Source organism: Lacticaseibacillus sp. 866-1 (genome assembly GCF_016861825.1).
GTDB lineage: Bacteria > Bacillota > Bacilli > Lactobacillales > Lactobacillaceae > Lacticaseibacillus.
Map to the genome: position 1 here is coordinate 25,582 of NZ_BOLU01000023.1, position 18,951 is coordinate 44,532.

General features: G+C 60.8%; 18 protein-coding genes. 8 read left to right on the plus strand and 10 right to left on the minus strand.

Annotation, left to right across the window (positions count from 1 at the left end):
* Positions 1 to 49: 49 nt before the first annotated feature.
* The 4 genes from JUE30_RS08135 (at position 50) to JUE30_RS08150 (ending at position 3,739) form a co-directional block, all read left to right on the plus strand.
* Complete coding sequence (locus JUE30_RS08135) at positions 50 to 463, plus strand: pyridoxamine 5'-phosphate oxidase family protein (RefSeq protein ID WP_203624425.1); 414 nt, start codon at positions 50 to 52, stop codon at positions 461 to 463.
* Positions 464 to 779: 316 nt separating this feature from the next.
* Positions 780 to 1,949, plus strand: a complete 1,170-nt coding sequence (locus tag JUE30_RS08140) for a sugar MFS transporter (RefSeq protein WP_203624426.1) — start codon at positions 780 to 782, stop codon at positions 1,947 to 1,949.
* Positions 1,950 to 1,965: 16 nt separating this feature from the next.
* On the plus strand, positions 1,966 to 2,370 hold the full coding sequence (locus JUE30_RS08145) for a UPF0158 family protein (RefSeq protein WP_203624427.1): 405 nt from the start codon (positions 1,966 to 1,968) through the stop codon (positions 2,368 to 2,370).
* A 112-nt stretch (positions 2,371 to 2,482) separates the two neighbouring features.
* The gene (locus tag JUE30_RS08150; protein WP_308439841.1) at positions 2,483 to 3,739 is read left to right on the plus strand and encodes a divalent metal cation transporter; all 1,257 of its coding nucleotides are present in this window, start codon (positions 2,483 to 2,485) and stop codon (positions 3,737 to 3,739) included.
* A 90-nt stretch (positions 3,740 to 3,829) separates the two neighbouring features.
* Here JUE30_RS08150 and JUE30_RS08155 read toward each other — a convergent pair whose 3' ends face one another.
* The 3 genes from JUE30_RS08155 to JUE30_RS08165 all read right to left on the minus strand — a co-directional run bounded on the left by JUE30_RS08155 (position 3,830) and on the right by JUE30_RS08165 (position 6,931).
* Entirely contained in the window at positions 3,830 to 4,546 is a 717-nt protein-coding gene (locus JUE30_RS08155) for a sulfite exporter TauE/SafE family protein (protein ID WP_203624428.1), read from the minus strand.
* A gap of 345 nt (positions 4,547 to 4,891) precedes the next feature.
* On the minus strand, positions 4,892 to 5,527 hold the full coding sequence (locus JUE30_RS08160) for a TrkA family potassium uptake protein (RefSeq protein ID WP_203624429.1): 636 nt from the start codon (positions 5,525 to 5,527) through the stop codon (positions 4,892 to 4,894).
* Positions 5,528 to 5,545: 18 nt separating this feature from the next.
* Positions 5,546 to 6,931 carry a TrkH family potassium uptake protein gene (locus JUE30_RS08165; RefSeq protein WP_203624430.1) on the minus strand — a complete coding sequence of 462 codons (1,386 nt, stop codon included), beginning with the start codon at positions 6,929 to 6,931 and terminating at the stop codon, positions 5,546 to 5,548.
* A gap of 118 nt (positions 6,932 to 7,049) precedes the next feature.
* Between JUE30_RS08165 and JUE30_RS08170 the strand changes: the two genes are divergently transcribed.
* The gene (locus tag JUE30_RS08170) at positions 7,050 to 8,504 is read left to right on the plus strand and encodes a peptide MFS transporter (RefSeq protein ID WP_203624431.1); all 1,455 of its coding nucleotides are present in this window, start codon (positions 7,050 to 7,052) and stop codon (positions 8,502 to 8,504) included.
* A 238-nt stretch (positions 8,505 to 8,742) separates the two neighbouring features.
* Here JUE30_RS08170 and JUE30_RS08175 read toward each other — a convergent pair whose 3' ends face one another.
* Together JUE30_RS08175 and JUE30_RS08180 are read right to left on the minus strand one after the other, a co-directional pair.
* Positions 8,743 to 9,429 carry an NADPH-dependent F420 reductase gene (locus tag JUE30_RS08175; protein ID WP_203624432.1) on the minus strand — a complete coding sequence of 229 codons (687 nt, stop codon included), beginning with the start codon at positions 9,427 to 9,429 and terminating at the stop codon, positions 8,743 to 8,745.
* Between the two features lies 1 nt (position 9,430).
* Positions 9,431 to 10,474, minus strand: a complete 1,044-nt coding sequence (locus JUE30_RS08180) for an LLM class flavin-dependent oxidoreductase (RefSeq protein ID WP_203624433.1) — start codon at positions 10,472 to 10,474, stop codon at positions 9,431 to 9,433.
* A 151-nt stretch (positions 10,475 to 10,625) separates the two neighbouring features.
* On the opposite strand from JUE30_RS08180, the gene JUE30_RS08185 reads away from it, so the two are divergent.
* Complete coding sequence (locus tag JUE30_RS08185) at positions 10,626 to 11,351, plus strand: alpha/beta hydrolase (protein ID WP_239061388.1); 726 nt, start codon at positions 10,626 to 10,628, stop codon at positions 11,349 to 11,351.
* A 31-nt stretch (positions 11,352 to 11,382) separates the two neighbouring features.
* Here the strand turns inward: JUE30_RS08185 and JUE30_RS08190 are convergent, their stop codons facing one another.
* Positions 11,383 to 11,796 carry a hypothetical protein gene (locus JUE30_RS08190; protein ID WP_203624434.1) on the minus strand — a complete coding sequence of 138 codons (414 nt, stop codon included), beginning with the start codon at positions 11,794 to 11,796 and terminating at the stop codon, positions 11,383 to 11,385.
* Positions 11,797 to 11,857: 61 nt separating this feature from the next.
* On the opposite strand from JUE30_RS08190, the gene JUE30_RS08195 reads away from it, so the two are divergent.
* Together JUE30_RS08195 and JUE30_RS08200 are read left to right on the plus strand one after the other, a co-directional pair.
* Complete coding sequence (locus JUE30_RS08195) at positions 11,858 to 13,825, plus strand: translation factor GTPase family protein (RefSeq protein WP_203624435.1); 1,968 nt, start codon at positions 11,858 to 11,860, stop codon at positions 13,823 to 13,825.
* A 25-nt stretch (positions 13,826 to 13,850) separates the two neighbouring features.
* A complete protein-coding gene (locus tag JUE30_RS08200; RefSeq protein ID WP_203624441.1) occupies positions 13,851 to 15,002 on the plus strand; it encodes a DUF2075 domain-containing protein in 1,152 nt (383 codons plus the stop codon).
* Between the two features lie 14 nt (positions 15,003 to 15,016).
* On the opposite strand, the gene JUE30_RS08205 is transcribed toward JUE30_RS08200, so the two are convergent.
* From JUE30_RS08205 to JUE30_RS08220, 4 genes are all read right to left on the minus strand, one after another.
* On the minus strand, positions 15,017 to 15,604 hold the full coding sequence (locus JUE30_RS08205) for a YdeI/OmpD-associated family protein (RefSeq protein ID WP_203624436.1): 588 nt from the start codon (positions 15,602 to 15,604) through the stop codon (positions 15,017 to 15,019).
* On the minus strand, positions 15,597 to 16,472 hold the full coding sequence (locus tag JUE30_RS08210; protein WP_203624437.1) for an AAA family ATPase: 876 nt from the start codon (positions 16,470 to 16,472) through the stop codon (positions 15,597 to 15,599). Before JUE30_RS08210 ends, JUE30_RS08205 begins: the two co-directional genes overlap by 8 nt.
* Before the next feature lie 104 nt (positions 16,473 to 16,576).
* Positions 16,577 to 17,506 (minus strand): haloacid dehalogenase-like hydrolase, encoded by a 930-nt coding sequence (locus JUE30_RS08215; protein WP_203624438.1) that lies wholly within the window; start codon positions 17,504 to 17,506, stop codon positions 16,577 to 16,579.
* Between the two features lie 30 nt (positions 17,507 to 17,536).
* A complete protein-coding gene (locus JUE30_RS08220; protein ID WP_203624442.1) occupies positions 17,537 to 18,826 on the minus strand; it encodes a PTS sugar transporter subunit IIC in 1,290 nt (429 codons plus the stop codon).
* Positions 18,827 to 18,951 lie beyond the last annotated feature (125 nt).

The window sequence follows — 18,951 nt, forward strand, 5'->3', positions numbered from 1 at the left end:
GTGACGAACGACTATAGCTCGCCCGAAAATACCTATTGGAGGGATTATTTTGGCTAATACAGAAGATCTAGAGAGAATTTTTAACGCCTCATCACAAATCGCGGTCGCGACATTGACCGAAGACGGCACTGCGCCTGACGTACGCATTGTCTTGGGTGTTTACGACAAGGTCAACAACCAGGAGCTGTTCATGACGGCCGCGAACGCGGAAAAGGTTGCGGAAATCAGCAAGCACAGTCAGGCATCGTTTGCGACGCCGCAGTTTGGCAGCAACGATGTGGCCCGTGTCCGCAAGGCAACGGTACAGAAAATCGACCCAACGCCGGAGCAGCTGGCTTTGTACAACGCGAAGTACCCACAAACTGCGAAGTACGCCGCCCACTCCGACTTCTTCGCCCTGAGCTTTAAGCAGGCGGAAGTCACAATCGGCGGGGAGAACTCGACAGTCGAGGTTGCGGATTAACACCGCAAGTTCTGAACCAAGTCGTTGGGTCGGCTGAGCTAGTCTAACCGCCATTCGTTGGCTTTCTCTCGGGACTCACCCATGTTACACTTTAGGTATAGAAAAGGCGGCGTGCCATTCCGCGCGTCGCCCTGCAGACCGCTGAAGACGGTTGGCATTTAGTTTGAATAGTCGAAGACCGCTAAACCTCCTGCCAGAAGTTTACTAGCGGTCTTTTTTGTGCTTTGACACCAGTGACGAAGTAGTCACGCTGTAACCGTTGACATTGCTTGCCACTCCGCTAGAATTACCGGTATTGACGCATGCGGAGGGGCTTATGTTTTCTTTACTGTTGGGGATCATCTATTTGGCATTTATCAGCCTGGGCCTGCCGGACTCGCTGATCGGAGCCGGGTGGCCGGCGATGCACACGCAGCTCGGCGTGCCGACCAGCTATGTCGGCATCATCACCATGCTGATTTCGGCGGATACGATCATTTCAAGTTTGCTGTCGGATCGGCTAACGCGGCGATTCGGGGCAGGCAGGGTCACGGCGGCCAGCGTCGCGACCACGGCTTTGGCGCTGTTTGGCTTTTCGCTGTCGCCCAGTTTCATTTGGCTGTGTGTCTGGGCGGTGCCGTACGGGCTCGGCGCCGGCGCGGTCGATGCGGCGCTAAATAATTACGTCGCACTGCACTACAAGGGTCGGCAAATGAACTGGCTCCACTGCTTCTGGGGCGTGGGCGCGGCGATCAGCCCGAACGTGATGAGCTTTGCGCTGACTCACCAGCTGGGCTGGCAGGCAGGCTACCGCATCATCGGCATCATTCAGGTCGTCTTGACCTTTATCTTGATCGCAAGTCTGCCGCTATGGGCCAAGCCCCAAACCCCGGCAAGCGGGAAAACCGCCAGCGCGCCGCTAAAAATCCGCCAGCTGTTGCGCCTGCGCGGCATCAAGCAGGTCCTCGTGGCCTTTTTCGCATACTGCGCGCTCGAGGCAACGGCCGGCATTTGGGCCGCCAGTTACCTGGTTCAGGCCCGCGGGGTCGCAGTCACGACGGCTGCCCGGTTCGCCGCGCTGTTCTACATTGGGATCACAGTGGGCCGGTTCTTGTCCGGAATCATCGCCGATCAGCTGGGCGACCGGCACATGCTGGGACTGGGGACGGGCATCATGTTGGTGGGCGTGCTGCTGATCCTCTTGCCGCTGCCCGTGATGGCCGCGCTGGTTGGTCTTGTGGTCTTTGGCGTGGGGTGTGCGCCCATCTACCCGACGATCATTCACGAAACGCCGGCCTCGTTTGGCGCAGATCAGTCGCAGGCGGTGATCGGGCTGCAAATGGCGTCGGCCTATGTCGGTTCCACCTTTGCGCCGCCGCTGTTTGGCCTGCTGACCGGCGCAGTGTCCATCGGGCTGTATCCCGTGTACATTTTGGTCTTCACGGTGCTGATGGCCGGGGTGCTGATTTGGCAGACGCGGCTGATGCGCGGGAAGACTGCGGAATAGAAGAGAAGGTGCTCAGATGCCCATCAAGTTAAGTGCGGTCAGCGAAGCCATCGAGATGACCGATGAAGAATTAGAGTTCTTGTACGATCGCGAAGCGGGAACAATCATCCCGGTTCCGGACGATGACGACGAGGCGGAGGCCCTCTTTGAGGCCGATGATGATGAGCGGTATGTCGCGCTGCCGACACAATATGACCGAGACGATTACCAGCTTATGGTTCAATTTACCGCCAGGGTCGCAACAGGGGTGCAGCGCCCTCAATTTGAGCGTGCGCTGCATGGTCGTGGGGTCTTTAAACGGTTTCGCCGCGTCCTTGAGGCGGCCGGACTGCTTGACCGCTGGTATGAGTTTCAAGCTGCCGCGTACCAGGAACAGGCTCGGCAGTGGTGCCAGGCTAATGACATTGCATATGTCGAGTGACGCGACCAGTGGTGGGAATCTTTTCTATTTCTGGATCAAGTGCCCGCCGTTCTGGTAGTACAATAAGCCTATTCTTGAATGCGCGGCGAAGTGCCGACAGAGCGGAGTGGCAATTATCGAAAAAAATGACAATTTAATCAAAACTCGCCTTCGCGGGCACGGCTGGCTTGCGGTCTGGGGACCGGGTCTCTTGGTCATGCTGGCCGACACGGATGCCGGCTGTCTGATCACGGCGGCCCAATCCGGCGCGCAGTGGGGCTACACCATGGTGCTGCCGCAGCTGGTGCTGATCCCGGTCTTGTTCATGGCCCAGGAAATGACCGTGCGCCTGGGTATCATCACTCAGGAAGGCCACGGCACGCTTATCCGGAAGTACTTCGGGCGCGGCTGGGCGTGGCTGGCGGCGGTGACGTTGGGGATTTCCGCCGTCGGGGCGCTGTTGACTGAGTTCATCGGCATCGCCGGGGTTGGTGAACTGTTCGGGGTGTCAAAGTGGATCACCATTCCAATTGCGACGGCGTTTCTGGTCGGCATCGCCTTTTTGGGCGAATACCGGCGCGTGGAAAAAATCGGCGTGATGGTCGGCCTCGCCGAGTTCGCCTTTGTCATCGCGATGATCATGGCCAAACCGCAGCTCGGCGACCTGATGCGCGGGCTGGTGACCGTGCCTTGGCGTAATAGCAGCTATGTGTACCTGGTGGCAGCCAACGTCGGTGCGGTCATCATGCCCTGGATGCTGTTTTACCAGCAGGGCGCGGTGGTCGACAAGCACTTGACGGCCGCCGACATTCCGCAGGAGCGGCGCGACACCGCCGTTGGCACCTTAATCACGCAGGCCATCATGATCGTGTTCATCGTGACTTTCGCTGCGACCGTCGGCAAGCACGGCGGCAGTGAGGCCTTCGCGACGGTGGGCCAAATGGCGGCTGCGCTGGCGCCGTACCTCGACGAGCTGCCCGCCAATCTGCTGATTGGCACCAGTTTGCTGGGCGGGTCGCTGGTCGCTGCCCTGGTGGTCGCCTTGGCCGGCACCTGGGGCTTGACCGAGGTGCTCGGCTGGCCGCACAGCCTCAACGAGCCGTTTAACCGCAAAAGCGCTGGCTTTTACCTGATTTATATCGGAGCGCACGTGATTGGCGCGGTGCTGGTGCTGGCGAACATTCAGCTGGTGGATCTGGCAGTCACGGTTGAAGTGATCAACGCGCTGCTGGTCCCGATCGTGCTGGGCTTCTTGTTGCTGCTGGAGGCCAAGGCGCTGCCAGATCAGTATCGGATGCACGGCTGGTACCGGGTGGTTGCCACGACCTTGTGTCTGCTGGTGATGGCTTTTGGGCTGTACATGGTCGGGCCGATGACGCACTTGTGGTAGTGTTTTGAGGCATTAGACATCAAAACCGCATCAATCGGGCACGCCCCTAAACTGCAGGGTCGACCCGGTTGGTGCGGTTTTTGCCGCTTGCTAGAAGAACAGGTAATACAGTCCGCTGAGGCCGATGAAGCCGTAAATCAGCGGCTTGATCTGCGCCAGATCCCACTTGGCGGCTAACCGCGTGGCGAGCAGAGTACCGAGGGTCGCCGCGATGATTCCGCCGAGGATGTAGGGGATAAGGCTGACCGTGATGATGCCGCTGGCCACCCGCACGCTGGTGATGTATATCGTGTCGAGCAGGAAGAAGCCCTGCAGGTTGCCCATGTAGGTCGGCACCGAAGTCGACAGCGAGAGAAAATACAGCGCCATCAGCGGGCCGCCGATGCCAAACAGGCCGTTAAAAAACCCCGAGATGATCATGAAGGCAACGGCGATGTACCAGGGGTAGCGCCGGTCGCCGGCAGTTTTGGCGAGGATGAAGTACAGCGCCAGCGCAACCAGCAGCACGCCCAGCAACAGCCGCAGCACATGCGTGTCCAACACTTTGCCGAGGCGGACCGACCAGGTGGCGACCGCTGCGTAGATCAGAAACGGCCCAATCACTTGCTTGAAGTGAAAATCGCGCCGGTAGCGCCACGCCAGGCTGGCGGTACAGCTGAGCATGACCAGGCCGCCCAGCCCGGCGGCTTCGGCGATGGGCAGGATTGCCGGAAAAAAGATCATCATGATGATCACCGACCCAAAGCCGGTGATGCCTTGCACGAGCGCCGCGAAAAACGCGGGGATGAGAATGAGCAGCCAGTCCACGAAAAAGCCTCCTAACACCGATAGTTTCAGTGTGGCCAAGTCGCGTGGCACTGTCAATAGGCGTCAAGGCGGCCGTGTGTTCACGTGTGGGTTGCAACTGTCTGCCATCGTGGTACAGTAAAACTATCTTTTAAACTAAAGCGAGGTAAACGACATGACATATGACTTGAAGCTCAGCGAAGCAGACCTGCAGATGATCGAGGACTGCCACTCCAAGAACCCGTCCATCATCAAGGCGTGTGAAGAGGCCCGCAAGGCCGCAAAGTAACTCCTGATCAATCATGATGAGCCCAAAAGCAGCGGCCCCGCGCCAGGCGAACAATCGCCTGACGCGGGGCCGTTTTGTCATTGGGTATTTACCGTCAGCAGGACATCGTCTGCGCTCAAGATGGTGCTGGGCGGCACCGGGATCTGCGGCCGGCCGGCGCGAATCAGCGCCAGCACCTCGAGCCCGGCCGTGCGGCGGATGTCCGCCTCGGCTAGGGTCTTGCCCACCCACTGAGGGTCGGGCCGGCGCTCGGTGATGTCAACGCCTGGAATCTGGTCGAGCACGCCGAGGATGTTGGCGTTGACCAGCGTGTGGGCGATTTTTGCCCCCATTTCCACCTCCGGCAGGACGACCTGGTCCGCCCCGATACGGCTGAGGATTTTGGCCTGACGGGCGTCGAGGGCCTTGACCACGACCCGCCGGCAGCCGCGCTCCTTGGCCAGCATGGTGGCCATGACGCTGGCTTCGAACTGCTCGCCCATGGCAAACACGGCCACGTCGAAGTGCTCGATGGCCACGCGCGCCAGAAACGCGTCGTCGCTGGCGTCGCCCACCACGGCCCGGTCGACCCAGTCGGCAACGGCCTCGACGCGGGCCAGGTTGCGGTCCGCGGCCAGAATCTCGACGTCATTTTCCGCCAGGTGAGAAACGATACTGGTGCCGAAGCGGCCGAGCCCAAAGATGGCAAACGAGTGAGCCTGGGCGATTGTCATGGCGCTCTCCTTTCTGATTCAACCAACGAAAAGCGTGGCGGCAGGGTAGTCGACGGTGTGCGCCGCGCGCGTTTGCCGCGCGGTCAAGGCGATGGCCAGGGTCAAAGGCGACAGGCGGCCGATGAACATGCAGGCGGCGATGATGAGCCGCCCCGCGCTGCTCAGGTGCGGCGTGAGGCCGGTGGTGAGGCCGACGGTGCCAGTCGCGCTGGTCGCCTCGAAAATCAGGTCGAGTAGCCCCGGCTGAAACGCGCTTTGGGCCTCGGTAAAATGCAGCAGCAGGACCGCCGCGGCAACCACCGCAAACAGCGCGAAAAACACGGCCAACGCACGCTGCAGCAGTGCCATCGGAATGCGCCGACCAAAAATCACGATGCCGAGGCGCCCGCGCAGGCCGGACACCACCGCCGCGGCCAGCAGGGCCAGCGTGATGGTTCTGACGCCGCCGGCCGTGCCCGCCGGCGAGCCGCCGATGAACATCAGCCCGCAGGCAAGCAGCTTGCTGAGGTCGCCCAGCTGGCTTTGATCCAGCGTCGAAAAGCCGGCGGTGCGCAGGGTGACGGACTCAAAAGCCGCCGTCAGCCACTTCTGCGGGGTGGCAAGTTCACCCAGGGTGCCTGGGTTTCCCCATTCCAGCAAGGCAAACAGCCCGGTGCCGGCGCCCACCAAGATCAGGCTGGTGAGGCAGACCAGCTTTGCGTTGACGCTGAGGCGGCCGCGCCGGTGAAGCGGCGTGCGGCCTTTTTGGCGCAGGCGCTTAAGCTCGTACAGAACCGGAAAGCCCAGCCCGCCGAGCGTGATCAGTGCCATGACAGTGAGGCTGATGAGCCAGCTGCCCTGAAAATCGGCCAGCGAATTCATGCCGATAATGTCAAAACCGGCGTTGCAAAAGGCTGACACCGCGTGAAAAACGCCGTACCACAGCGCCTCGCCCATGCCGTAGCCGCGGTTTGCCGCAAAAAAGCCGAGCGTGAGCAACAGCGCGCCGGCGCCTTCGATCACGAGCGTGTAGCGCAGCACCTGACGGACCAGCCGTCCCATGCCGCCCGGCGCGTCCTGGTTGAACAGAGTTTGGATGGCCAGGCGCTGGCGGAGCCCGATGCGCTGGCGAAACAGGAGCAGGCTGCCGGCGACCACGGTGATAAAGCCGATGCCGCCAAGCTGAATCAAGGCCAGGATCACCAGCTGGCCAAACAGGGTCCACTGCTGCATCGTGTTGACCACCACGAGCCCGGTCACGCAGCCGGCGCTGGTGGCGGTGAACAGCGCAGTGAGCCAGCCGACCGATTGGCCGGTTTGGCTGGCCCACGGCAGCGCCAGCAGCGCGCTACCGATGCCGATCATTGCGGCGAAACTGACCAGGATTGCCTGCGGGGCGGAGAGGTGCCAGTGTCGTTTGCGCATCGCGGACTCCTTTCGAAAGTCGTTACCTTAACCTTAGCAAAGCGTCAAGGGAAAAGCATCGCGGACGCCTTGGCTTGTGCTATATTGAAACATAATTGGGCACAAAGAGGGGCGAATTGTGGCACAGCAAAGCAGCATTTCCCGGCAGCCGCCGGCATTCAAACTCATGGCACTGGGGTCGTTGGGCACGGGGTTTGCAACGTACGCAGTCAGCGCCATCATGATCTTGTACCTGTACGAGCCGCTGCACTTGGGCGGGCTCGGACTGGATCGCATCACGGCAACGCAGATCATGGCGGTGTTCTCCTCTTTGGGCTACGTGGCTGGGATCGCGGGCAGTTACGCGGCCGACCGGCTGGTGGGCCTGCGCAAGCCTTACCTGTACGGCACGCTGCTGAAAATTGTCGCCATCGCGCTGCTGGCCGTGCCGCGCGGCGGGCGCGCGTTATTTTTCGCCAGTCTGGTCCTGCAGGTGGTCGCGTCCGGGGTGACCGGGCAAAGCCTGAACGCCTTGGTCGGTTTGATTTACCGCGATCGCGGAATGATGCGCAGCACAGCGTTCACGCTGCTTTACATCGTCTCAAACATCGGCGCTGCGGGTCCGGTCATCACCGGCGCGGTGGCGGTGCGCTTCGGCTACCACGCCGGGTTTCTGGTGGCCGTGTTCGTCCTGCTGGTAACGACGGTGCCGTACCTCATCCTGAATCACCGCTTTCTCGGTGATTTGGGCGTGGCGGTGCCGGATCCCTTGCGCGCCAGTGAACGCCGGCAGCTGGGCCGGCGGGTGCTGATCGGCACCTTGTTGGCGGCCGCGTTGATTGGCGGCACGCTGAAGCTGGGCTGGCTCACCGCTAGTCGCTTTAGCAGCGCCGTCGGCATCCTGGGGATTGTTCTGCCGGTATGGTATCTGGTCACCATTGTGCGCAGTCCCAAGGTCCAGGCGGCCGAGGCGCGGCACGTCAAAGCCTATGGGCTGTTTCTCATCGGCAACAGCATCACGATGCTGGTGTACGGCCAGGCGACGGGGATATTGTCGCTGTACACGCTGGATCAGGTGAACCTGAACGTGTGGGGACTGCACCTGTCGGCCGCTAGTTTTCAAACCATTCCCGCGGTCCTGGCGGTGCTGTTTGGCACCGTGATCAGCGGCGTATGGGCGCGGCTGGGGCGGCGGCAGCCCAGCGCCAGCCGAAAATTTGGCCTGGGCATGCTGTTTTGGGGGGCCGGGCCGCTGTTCATGATCTTGCCGCTGCGCCTGTTTCCGCCGAGCGTGAAGGTGTCGCCGCTGTGGATCGTGATGTTCTACGTCCTGATTATCGCAGGTGAGACCCTGACCTCACCGATCGGTACGGCGCTGGCGAGCCAGGTGGCCCCGGCCGCGTTTGTGACCCAGATGATGACGGTGTTCACGCTGTCGCAGGCTGCCGGTTCCGGCCTGTCGGCGATCGCCGCAAACTTTTACACGCCAGGACACGAGTCCGGGTATTTTCTGGTCATCGGCGCCCTCGCCGTCTTGTGGGGGCTGTTCATGCTGCTTGCGGACCGGCGGATCACAGTCGGACTTGAGGGGTAAAATTGTTTGTTAACCCCATTGTATAGTTTGCCTGTTTTCGTTAAACTGTTTGAGACTAGGAAGGTGCTAGTCATCTCAAATGGCGCTTTCTCCCCCGAGCGGCGCAATGGCGACTGGCCGGCACCGGACCCGGCCAGTGGCCCTCATGGCTTAAGACCTCGCTGCCGCGATGCAGACGAGGTCTTTTTACGATCGAGGACAAAAAAATACCCTGCCGAGGTGGCAGGGATGGGGAGGCTTACTTGATTGGACCGCCGCGCTTGGCAATGATTTCCTTGCCGAACGGACTGTCGTAGACTGCGTCGAGCTTGGCCTGAAACTGGTCACGCGGGATGGCTTCGCCGAACAGCGGGCTGCCTGGCTCCAGCACCAGGCCAAATCTTAAGGGCCCGAGGTCGAACGGGTCAAAGCCGAACGCGGTGAGGACTTGTTTGACCAGCGGCCGAATGTCGTCGTGGTCAGTGGCGAAGGCCATGGCCCGCGGCACGTCCGGATGACGGTCGACTTCGATTTCCAGGTCGTGGTAGCCCATGTGGTTGAAGGCTTTGGCCACCTTAGCGTCCTTGAGCCAATCTTGGATGACCTCGGAGCTGGAACGCGTGAAGTCGGAGATGCTGTTGTGGGTTCCGTCGACTTCCTTCCAGTAGTTGGTCGCGTCAAGGACGACCTTGCCGGCAAAAGCGGCGGGGTCCAGGTCCTTGTAGCGGCTCAGCGGAATGGCCAGGATAATGACGTCGGCCTTTTTGACCACATCGGCCGAGGTAGCGCTGACTGCGCCGGGGGCCAAGGTATCAATGACCCACTTTAGATCCGCGACCGAATGGGTGCTGCCAATCATGGTCGGTAAGCGGCGGCTGGTGGCGATGCGCGCCAGCGTGGAGCCGAGCTTGCCGGCGCCGAGAATCCCGATTACTGGCTCTGTCATTTTACTCGCCTCCCAGCAGTTCTTTGACCCGGGGAATGACCCGCTCGCCAAAGTTGCGAATGGTGGCTTCGCGCTGGCTGAGCAGCTGACCGCCGGTGCCGTAAACCAGGTCAAAGCGCTTCATGTCCAGCGCCTTCATGTTATGCGCGATTTTCTGGGCGACCTGCTCCGGCGTGCCGACGTAGTACGAGCCCTTGTCGATTTCAAACTCGAAGCGGTCGCGCGTCATTGGCGCCCAGCCGCGGTCGATGCCGATGCGGTCCATTTCGGCCTTGATGTACTTGAAGCCGACTTCCACCGCCTCTTGCTCGTCGTCTAAAATGATGCCATGGGCGTGCATGCCAAGCGGGTGCTCCGGCTTCTTGAACTGCGCGGCGGCCTTTTTGTACAGGTCCACATACGGGCGGAAGCGAATCGGCTCGCCGCCGATGATGGCGATGACGACGGGGATGTCGTAGGCCACGGCGCGAATGATCGACTCCGGCGAGCCGCCGACGGCCAGCGAGGTCGAAATGGTCTCACCGCTCGGGAGCTTCGGGTAAACCGTGGTGTCGGTCAGCTTCTGGGTGTACTTGCCGGTCCAGTTCATCGGCTTGCCTTCCAGCAACTTTTGCCACATCGCGATTTTTTCCTCAAACAGGCCGTTGTAGTCTTCCAGGTTGAAGCCAAACAGCGGGAAGGATTCCGTGAATGAGCCGCGGCCCAACATGATCTCCTCGCGGCCGTGGCTTAGCCCATGCAGCGTGGAAAAGCGTTCGAAGACGCGCACCGGATCGTCAGAGGACAGCACGGTCACCGCGGTGCCCAGTTTGATGTTTTTGGTCACGGCGGCCATTGCGCCGAGCACCACCTCGGGACTGGAAATGGCGAACTCCGGGCGGTGGTGCTCGCCCAGCGCAATGCGGTAAATGCCCAGATCATCAGCCAGCTTGGCCTCCTTGATCACCTGGCGCAGGGTTTCATCGCCGTTTAGTGGGGTGCCGTCATCCTGGAATGCCAGGTCGCCGAATGTGTCGAGTCCAAACTCATACTTTGTGTCAGTCATAGTTGCGCCTCCGATTGCTTACTTTTTGTAAGTTTAAATGTATCGTACCTGCTGACGAGGCAAAAAGCAAGTCTTTGGCGTGATTTTTTCCTGACCGGCCCCGTGGGTTATAATTGCGTCAACCTAGGTGCGGTGAAAGGGGCTGTTTCACGTGAAACGAAGGTCGAAGATTTGGCTGGGCGTGCTGATTGGGTTGGTGCTGCTGGTGGGCGTCGGCTGGGGCGCGCTTGAGGCGACCATGCACCAGCCCAGTCCCGCAGCGGCACAGGCCGCGCGCAGTGCCGTCAAGACGGACTACGGGCTGGCGTTCAAGGCCAAGCACCCGGCAGGCGCCGGGGTGCTCTTTTATCCCGGGGCACTGGTCGCGCCGGCCAGCTACAGTATTTGGGCTAAGCGCTTAGCCGCCTCAGGGACCTCGGTGTACATTGTCCGCTTTCCGCTCAACTTGGCTGTGCTGCGCGGCAACCAGGCCGACCGGGTGCTGGCAGAAACCAAGGGGCCAGTCGTCATCGGCGGGCACTCGCTGGGCGGTGTCATGGCGGCGCGCTACGCCAAGGTGCACCAAACCAAGCGCCTGGCAGGGGTGTTTTTTCTAGCGAGCTACGCGGACCAAAAGGGCCGGCTGACCAAGCGCGGGCTGCCGGTGCTTGCCGTCACCGCCGACCATGATCAGGTGCTGAACTGGACCGCGTACCGCAAGGCGAAGGCCAATCTGCCTAAGACCACGCAGTTCGTGGAACTCGTTGGCAACCACGCCGGTTTTGGCAGCTACGGCAAGCAACGCGGCGACGGCCCAAGCCCGGTGTCTGATGGCGCCCAGCAGCGCGCCGTTGCGCAGACGCTGCGCCAGTGGCTGAAGACGCAGGTCAACCGCTAAAAGCGCCTGCCAGATCCTGGCAGGCGTGGGCTTAGGCATGGCGGCGGAAAAAGTCGGCGGCGGTAAAGCCCGGCGGTTCCTTCAGGCCGGCAGTCAGCTCGGCAAACAGCGCGCGGCGCTGCTTGGCGTCCAGCGGATGGCCGGCCTTTTGAGCCTGAAACACCGCTGCCGTCAACCTTTCCGTGAGGTCGGGGTGCTGGCTTTCCCACAGCAGAATCGCAGCCTTTTTGGCCTTCGCCGCCACCAGCTTTTCCGGGTGGCGGTGATAATAATAGCCGATGTTGGCACTGTGGAACGACCGGTAGCCAAAGCCGCGGGCGTCTTCGAGGACGGCGTGCGTGATGGGATCGACCACTCGGATGCGCCGCAGCGGCTTGGTGTCTTTCGCGGCGCCAGCCGGCAGCGGCAGTTCGTAGACTTCCATCGCGTAATCTCGTTTGATCATCAGCGGATCTCCTTTCCTTGCGCTAAAATGAGATTACGCATTTTAAATCGGAGGCAGCTTGATGAAAAAAATTACCGCCGGCATCATCGCCCATGTGGACGCCGGGAAAACGACGCTGTCAGAAGCCCTTTTATACAAAACTGGCGCGCTGCGCCAGCTCGGCCGCGTCGACAACGGGGACGCCTTTTTGGACTCCGACGCGCTGGAAAAAGCGCGCGGGATCACGATTTTTTCGCACGAGGCGAAGCTTCAATACCAGGACCTGGAACTGACGCTCTTGGACACCCCGGGACACGTGGACTTTGCCAGTGCGACCGAGCAGGTGTTGTCCGTGCTCGATTGTGCGGTGCTGGTGGTTTCAGCGACCGACGGCATTCCCGGCTACACGCGGACTTTATGGCGGCTGCTGGCGCGCTACCAGGTGCCGGCGTTTATTTTTGTGAACAAAATGGACGTGCCTGGTGCCGACCAGGCCCAGGTGCTGGATCAGCTGCAAGGCGCGTTCGGGGACGGCTGTATCGCCTTTACCGACCTGAACCAGGACCGGCAGGAGACCATTGCGCTGCAGGATGACGCGGCGCTGGACGAGTTTTCAACCACAGGCCAGCTGGCGGATGCCACGATTCAGCGGTTGATTGCTGCCCGTAAGGTGACGCCGGTGTACTTCGGCTCGGGCCTGAAGCTGCAGGGCATTGATGACCTGCTTGCCGGGCTTGAACGTTGGACCCAGCCGTTGCAGCCGACTGCGGATTTTGGGGCGCGCGTGTTCAAGATCTCATATGACGACAAAGGCGAGCGGCTGACCTGGCTGCGCGTCACCGGCGGCAGTCTGAAACCCAAGCAGGTGCTGCTTGGCGAGCAAAAGGCGAACCAGCTGCGCTTGTACAATGGGGAAAAGTTCTCGGTGGTGCAGGAAGTGAGTGCCGGCCAAGTGTGCGCGATCCCGGGCCTTCAGGACACGCACCCGGGGCTTGGCCTGGGCGTTGAGCCAGACGCCAAACCACCGGTGATGCAGCCGGTCATGACCTACAAGCTGGCGCCGCAAGCAGAAGACCCGCGGGCGTGTTTGACCGCGCTGCGGCAGCTGGAAGACGAAGACCCGGCGCTGAAGGTGAGCTGGTCCGAACGGCTGCAGGAGTTGCGTGTGTCGATTATGGGCAAGGTGCAGCTGGAGATTTTGACCCAGCTGCTCGCCCAGCGCTTTGACCTGCACGTTGCGTTTGGCACTGGCAGCATTTTGTACCAGGAGACGATCACCCAGGCCGTCGAAGGGGTCGGCCACTTTGAGCCGCTGCGCCATTACGCCGAAGTCCACCTGTTGCTGCAACCGGCGCCGCGCGGCAGCGGCATGACCTACGCGAGCGACTTGCCGGTCGAAGCCTTGAGCAAAAACTGGCAGCACCTGGTTCTGGCCAACTTGACGGCCAAGCAGCACATTGGGGTGCTCACCGGATCGCCTTTAACCGACGTGAAAATCACGCTGGTCGGCGGACGCGGGAGTAACGTCCACACGGTGGGCGGCGATTTTCGCGAGGCCACCTGGCGCGCCGTGCGGCAGGGGCTGATGGAACTAAAGCAAACCGGCGGCGACCTGCTGCTGGAGCCGTGGTACAGTTTTCGGCTGGTGGTCGCGCAAGACCAGGTGGGGCGCGCCATGGCCGACGTCGACCGCATGGCCGGCACGGTCGACCCGCCCACCGTCCCGGACCGCAATGGCACCGTGACGCTGACCGGTTTTGCACCGGTTGCGGCCATGCAAGACTATGGCCAAACCGTCAGCACCTACACCCATGGCCAGGGCCAGCTGGAGCTGCTGGTGGCGGGCTACCGGCCGTGCCACAACGCGGCGGATGTGATCAAGGACATTGGCTACACGGAGATCGGCGATACCGCCAACCTGCCGGGCTCTGTATTTTGCGCGCACGGCGCCGGGTACCCGGTGGCGTGGGAGGACGTGCCGGCCGCCGCGCATGTGCCTTACCGATACACTCCGGCGGAATTAGCCGCCATGACGGGAAAGAAGGACTAGTTTGACGCTTGCAGAATCGACGTTTATGTTGCCTGAAAAGGCGCAGCTGACTTGCGAACAGCAAACCATTCAGCAACAGGTGCTGGCTTTTATTGCCGCGCACCGCCGCGACTCCCAAGCCGCCGTGTTCGTGCTCGAAGGCGATGCCGGCACGGGCAAAAGTGCGCTGCTCAGCGCCGTGTTCAGTGCCGTGCAAAAGCAGGCCCGAACCTCTGGCGGTAAGCTTGCCGGCACCACCAACCGGCTGCTGGTCAACCATAACGAAATGCTGAAAATCTACTGGGAAGTGGCCAGCCAGGCCCAGTGGCTGCACAAGGCTGATTTTCAAAAACCGACGCCGTTTATCAACGCTGGCCACAAGGCGGATGTCGTGTTCATCGATGAGGCCCAGCTGCTGCTCAGCCAGCCCGACCCGTTCAACAGGTTCCGCCAAACTAACCAGCTCACAGAGCTCTTAAAGCTGGCCCATGTGGTCGTGCTGGTCTTGGACCTGCACCAGGTCACCAAGTTGAAAAGTCTGTGGACTCCGGCGATGATCAAGCAAACGCTGGCCGGCCATGTCGTTCAGCGGGTGCAGCTGACGGGGCAACTGCGGATGCAGTCCCCAACAGTCGCAGCGTGGGTAGATGCATTCGCCTCTGGGCGCCTGCTCCCGCCGCCGCATCCGGCCAATTATCAGCTGCGCGTGTTTGAAGACGGGGTCCCCTTGTACGACTGGATCAAGGAGATGAACCGCCAGCACGGCCTGGCGCGAGTGCTGGCCACAGCGGATTTTCCGTTTCGCGTGTACACGAAGGACCCTTGGTACGTGCAGGCCGGCAAGCTGCGGCTGCCGTGGGACCGAGTCAACTTCACCGACCGCCCCTGGGCCAGCCAGCCGCAAACCATCAATGAGGTTGGCTCGATTTACACGATTCAGGGCTTTGACCTCAATTACGCCGGGGTGATCCTGGGCCCCAGTGTGGATTATGAGGCGAAAACGGACCGGATTACGATCGACCCGGCCCGCTTCGAGGACCAAACAGCGTTTCGGCGGCGGCCCGATGGGACAGATTCAACTGCCGATCGTACCGCCATCATTTTTCACGTCATCAATATTTTGCTCAAACGTGGCCGCATGGGGCTGGGCTTGTACGCCGTGAATGCGGCGCTGCGCCAGCGGCTGCTGGCATTATAAGGCGATCGGCCTGGTCATTCCTGCGTTTTGCGGGGATGCCAGGCCATTTTCATGTAGACGTTGCCGGCTTTGAGTTCGGCCTGCATCTGGGCCTGGCGCTTGGCGCGAGTCGCCGGGCGCTTGGCCTGCGCGATCCAGTTGAGGTAATCGGTGCGCTGGTATTGCGGCCGGGCGGCGAACGCCTTGCTGAGGCCAGCTTGCGCCAGTGCTTGGGTGATTGCTTCGGGGACAGACACAGGTGGCCGGCGTTTTGGCGCGGCTGAGGCGGCCCCGTTCAGGCGCAAAGTCACCAGTTCAGCAATCAACGCTTCAGGCAGCGGCTGGTCAAACGCAAAGCGGATCGCGCCTTTGGAATGCGGGTACGGCGCAATTTTGGCCGGTGCGATCGCGGTCAGCGGGCCGCTCGTCGGGTACAGCGCAATGTCGTGCGCATTGGCGCCGAAGTACACCAGGTCCCGGCCCGACTCGAAAAAGGTCGGTTTGGCGTAGCTGATCTTCTCCTGGGCGGTTGGCAGCAGCGTTTTTAACAGCTGGTACATGGTCCGCAGCTGGGGTTGAGCGGCCGGGGCGGCTTGGTCAATGTAATCGGTAATTTCAGTCATGGTGAGGCTCCTTTTTGAATTCAGCCGCGTGCGCCGCGAAAAACTGGGCGTAGGTCTGCACTTCGGGCAGGTTCTGCCAGCGCCCCGGGGCGACCGGCACCTGGTCCAGGTCGTAGAGTTTAGCGTGTGACAGCGCGAGCAGGAACGGCGAGTGGGTGGCGATCACGAACTGATTACCGAAAAAGCGGGCACGGTCCGCGAGGTCGGCGGCCAGCTTTTGCTGGTTGGCCGGCGACAGCGAATTCTCCGGTTCGTCCAGCAGGTAGAGCCGCTCGTCCTGCAGCTTGTCCTGGAAAAACTGCAAGGCACTTTCGCCATTGGAGAATTCGCGGGCGTTTTTGGCCAGGTTGTCGCGCACATAGCGAGACTGGGTCTTGCTGCGGGCCTCCAGGACCTTCTTCAGTTCATCGTAGTCGCTGAGGTCGTGGTACTGAAAACTGGCGAACTTGTTGTCAAGATAGTCGTCGAACATGTCATCGCGGCGCCGGTCGATCTGCTGGTTCAACGCGCGGGTGTTCAGCATCGCGTCGAACACTTCGTCGGAGGAGATAATCGCTGACTCATCTGGGATTGGGGCGGCGAGTTCAAAATTGCACAGCGCCAGGTAGTCGGCCTCAAAGCTCGAGCGGTTGTACAGCGTGCCGCGCGCCAGGCCCAGTTTTTCGGCGATCACGTTCAACAGCGTCGATTTGCCCGAGCCGTTGTCGCCGTAGAAAATTGTGATGGGTTCAAAGGTCAGCTCTGGCACATGCTTTTGCGGGAAGATTTGAAACGGGTAGTAGGTCGAGTACGCACGTGATTTTTGTTTGATGAAAAAGTCCCACTCGGCGTCCTCATCGGGCAGGGTGAACGTGCTCAGAAAAGTCATGGGCGCACCTCCTTTGGGGCAATTGTACCCAGTCAAGGGCCGGCATGACAATAAAAAAACAGCGGCGCATGATCATTGCGTCACTGTTTGATGAGAAGTTTGGATTAGCGGTTGATCGACCGGGCCATGCGGGCGATCGCGTGGCGGGTACCACGGATGGCCTTGCTCAGCGGGTAAATGGTTTCGGTTGGCGGCACAACGCCCCAGCCGGCATCGCCGATGTGCTGGATGTCGACCCCGTCGATCTTGTTGCGGATCGCGACGGACTCAATGTAGCTGGCCCCGGAGCCTTCTTGCGAGGTCCCGATGGTGCTCATGACCAGCGCACCGTTTTCGTGGGCGAGCTTGACGATCTTCTTGATCTCGTCGTCGTCCAGGCCCGGCACGGTGCCGACTGCCGGCACCAGAATCACGTCGGCCCCGGCGTCCAGGAAGGATTGGGTGGCCTCTACGGAAACGACCGGCTCGTTGACGCCGGCGCCGTGCATCTTGCCGGCGATAACCAGACCCTTGAAGACTTTCTTCGCGACCTTGATGTTCGCGGCGATCTGGGCGTTGGTGACGCCGGTGCCAGGATTGCCGGTCAGGCAGACGAAGTTGAAACCGAGGCGCTGAACCTCAGTCAGGGTTTTCTCGGAAGCCATGCGGCCCTCGGGGATCACCAGCCGGGTCTCAGCCATGTCGGTGTTCGGGTCGACTGGCTCCAGGTTGACCCCAATCGGGCGCCCGACCAGCTTCTGCAGACGGTGAATGCTTTCGCCGTCGTGGCGCGGTTTGGCCGTTGCCAGATCGTCCTCGCCCGGGTAGAGCCCCAGGATAATGGGATTCAGGACATCCATGCCGTTGAGCAGGATCAGGTCGGCGCCAAACGCGGCGGCGACTTCGGAGTACGTGATGCCGTCTTGGGGTGGCGTGAGCACGACATTTTCAGACAACACGGTGCGGCCTTCGGAGGCCTTGATGCTTTGCTTGAGCTCGGCCCCGTTCATGGCGAGGACCTCGCTGCTGGTGGTACTGATCAAACGTTTAACCATAAGAAACTCCCTTTCGCACGCGGCCGACCCTCAGGCGGCGTCTTCTGCAGCCTGGCCAGCTTCTTCGATTTTTTGCGACTTGTTGACGACCAGCAGGAATGGCAGATAGATTAGCGTGTCGATGACGATGTTAAAAATCTGGATCAATGCGCCGGCAAAACTGTTGGTGGTCAAAAAGCCCGAAATGATTGGCGGCATGGTCCATGACACCATGGTTCCGGTGGTCAGCGGCACCAGGCCGGTGGCCATGACGATGTAGGTCGTGAGCGTGTTCCACATCGGGGCGAGGATGAAGGGGATGATCAGCGTCATGTTTAACACGATCGGCATCCCGAACATGGTCGGTTCATTGATGTTGAACAGGCCAGGCACGATGGTCAACGGCGCCAGTGTTTCCAGTTGCTTGCTGGAGCGGTGCACGAGCACCAAGATCCCGATGCCAAGGACCAATCCCAGTGTAGCACCGCCGCCGCCCATGAAGACAAAATTGTCGATGAACGGTTCGGTGATGATGTGGGCGCCGTGGTCGAGCGACAGCTTGCCGGCCTGAGCGAGCTTCAGGTTGGCGCCGGAGTTCATCAGCCACACTGGCTGGATCATGTTGTTGACCACGTTGGCGCCGTGAATCCCGACGAACCAGAAGGCGCTGTTCAAGAACGTGATGACCAGGGTGCCGCCCAGGGTATCGCCGAGCAGTCCCAGCGGTTTCGACAACACGTGCATGATGAGCAGATGGATGTTGCCCATCCCGGTCCAAGAAAACAGGGCGTACACCGCACCGAATAAGGTAATAATGGCAAACCCAGGAATCAGCGCAGAGAAGCTTTTCCCGATGGCCGGCGGCACGGAATCGGGCATGTGGATCTGCACGTCGTGGTTGATGAACCATTGGAAAATGCCGCCGGCGAGCAGGCCGATGATGATGCCGACGAACAGACCCTTGAAGCCCAGAAAGTCGTACGGCATGCCCTCGGCCGGCGCCTTGGCCCCAGTGAAAATGCTGGGGGTGACGACAAAGTACGAGGCGACAGCGATGATGCCGGCGGACTTGCCGTCGGTATTGTGCTGCTCGGCGTAACTAGAGGCGATGCCAAAGCACCCGATCAGGCCCAGCAACCCGAATGACCCGTTGGTGATTTTGGTAAAAATTGAGAGCAGGGCCACGCCGTGCATGCTGACGCTGCCGATCCAGGCGGTCCAGGCCGCGACCGGAAAATTCGCCAGAATCATGAAGAATGACCCGACGATGATAAGTGGAATCGTGGTGGTGATCCCATCGCGAATCGCGATGAGCGGTTTGAAGCGACTAACCTGGATTATTCATAGAATTTCAAAAAAGCAGCGTAATCCCACGATTCACACGGGACTGCGCTGCTTTGGTGTTTCACCCATTGGGTGCGCCTATATGCTAAGGTTGAGTCGACAAAAACCATCACGAAAGCGAG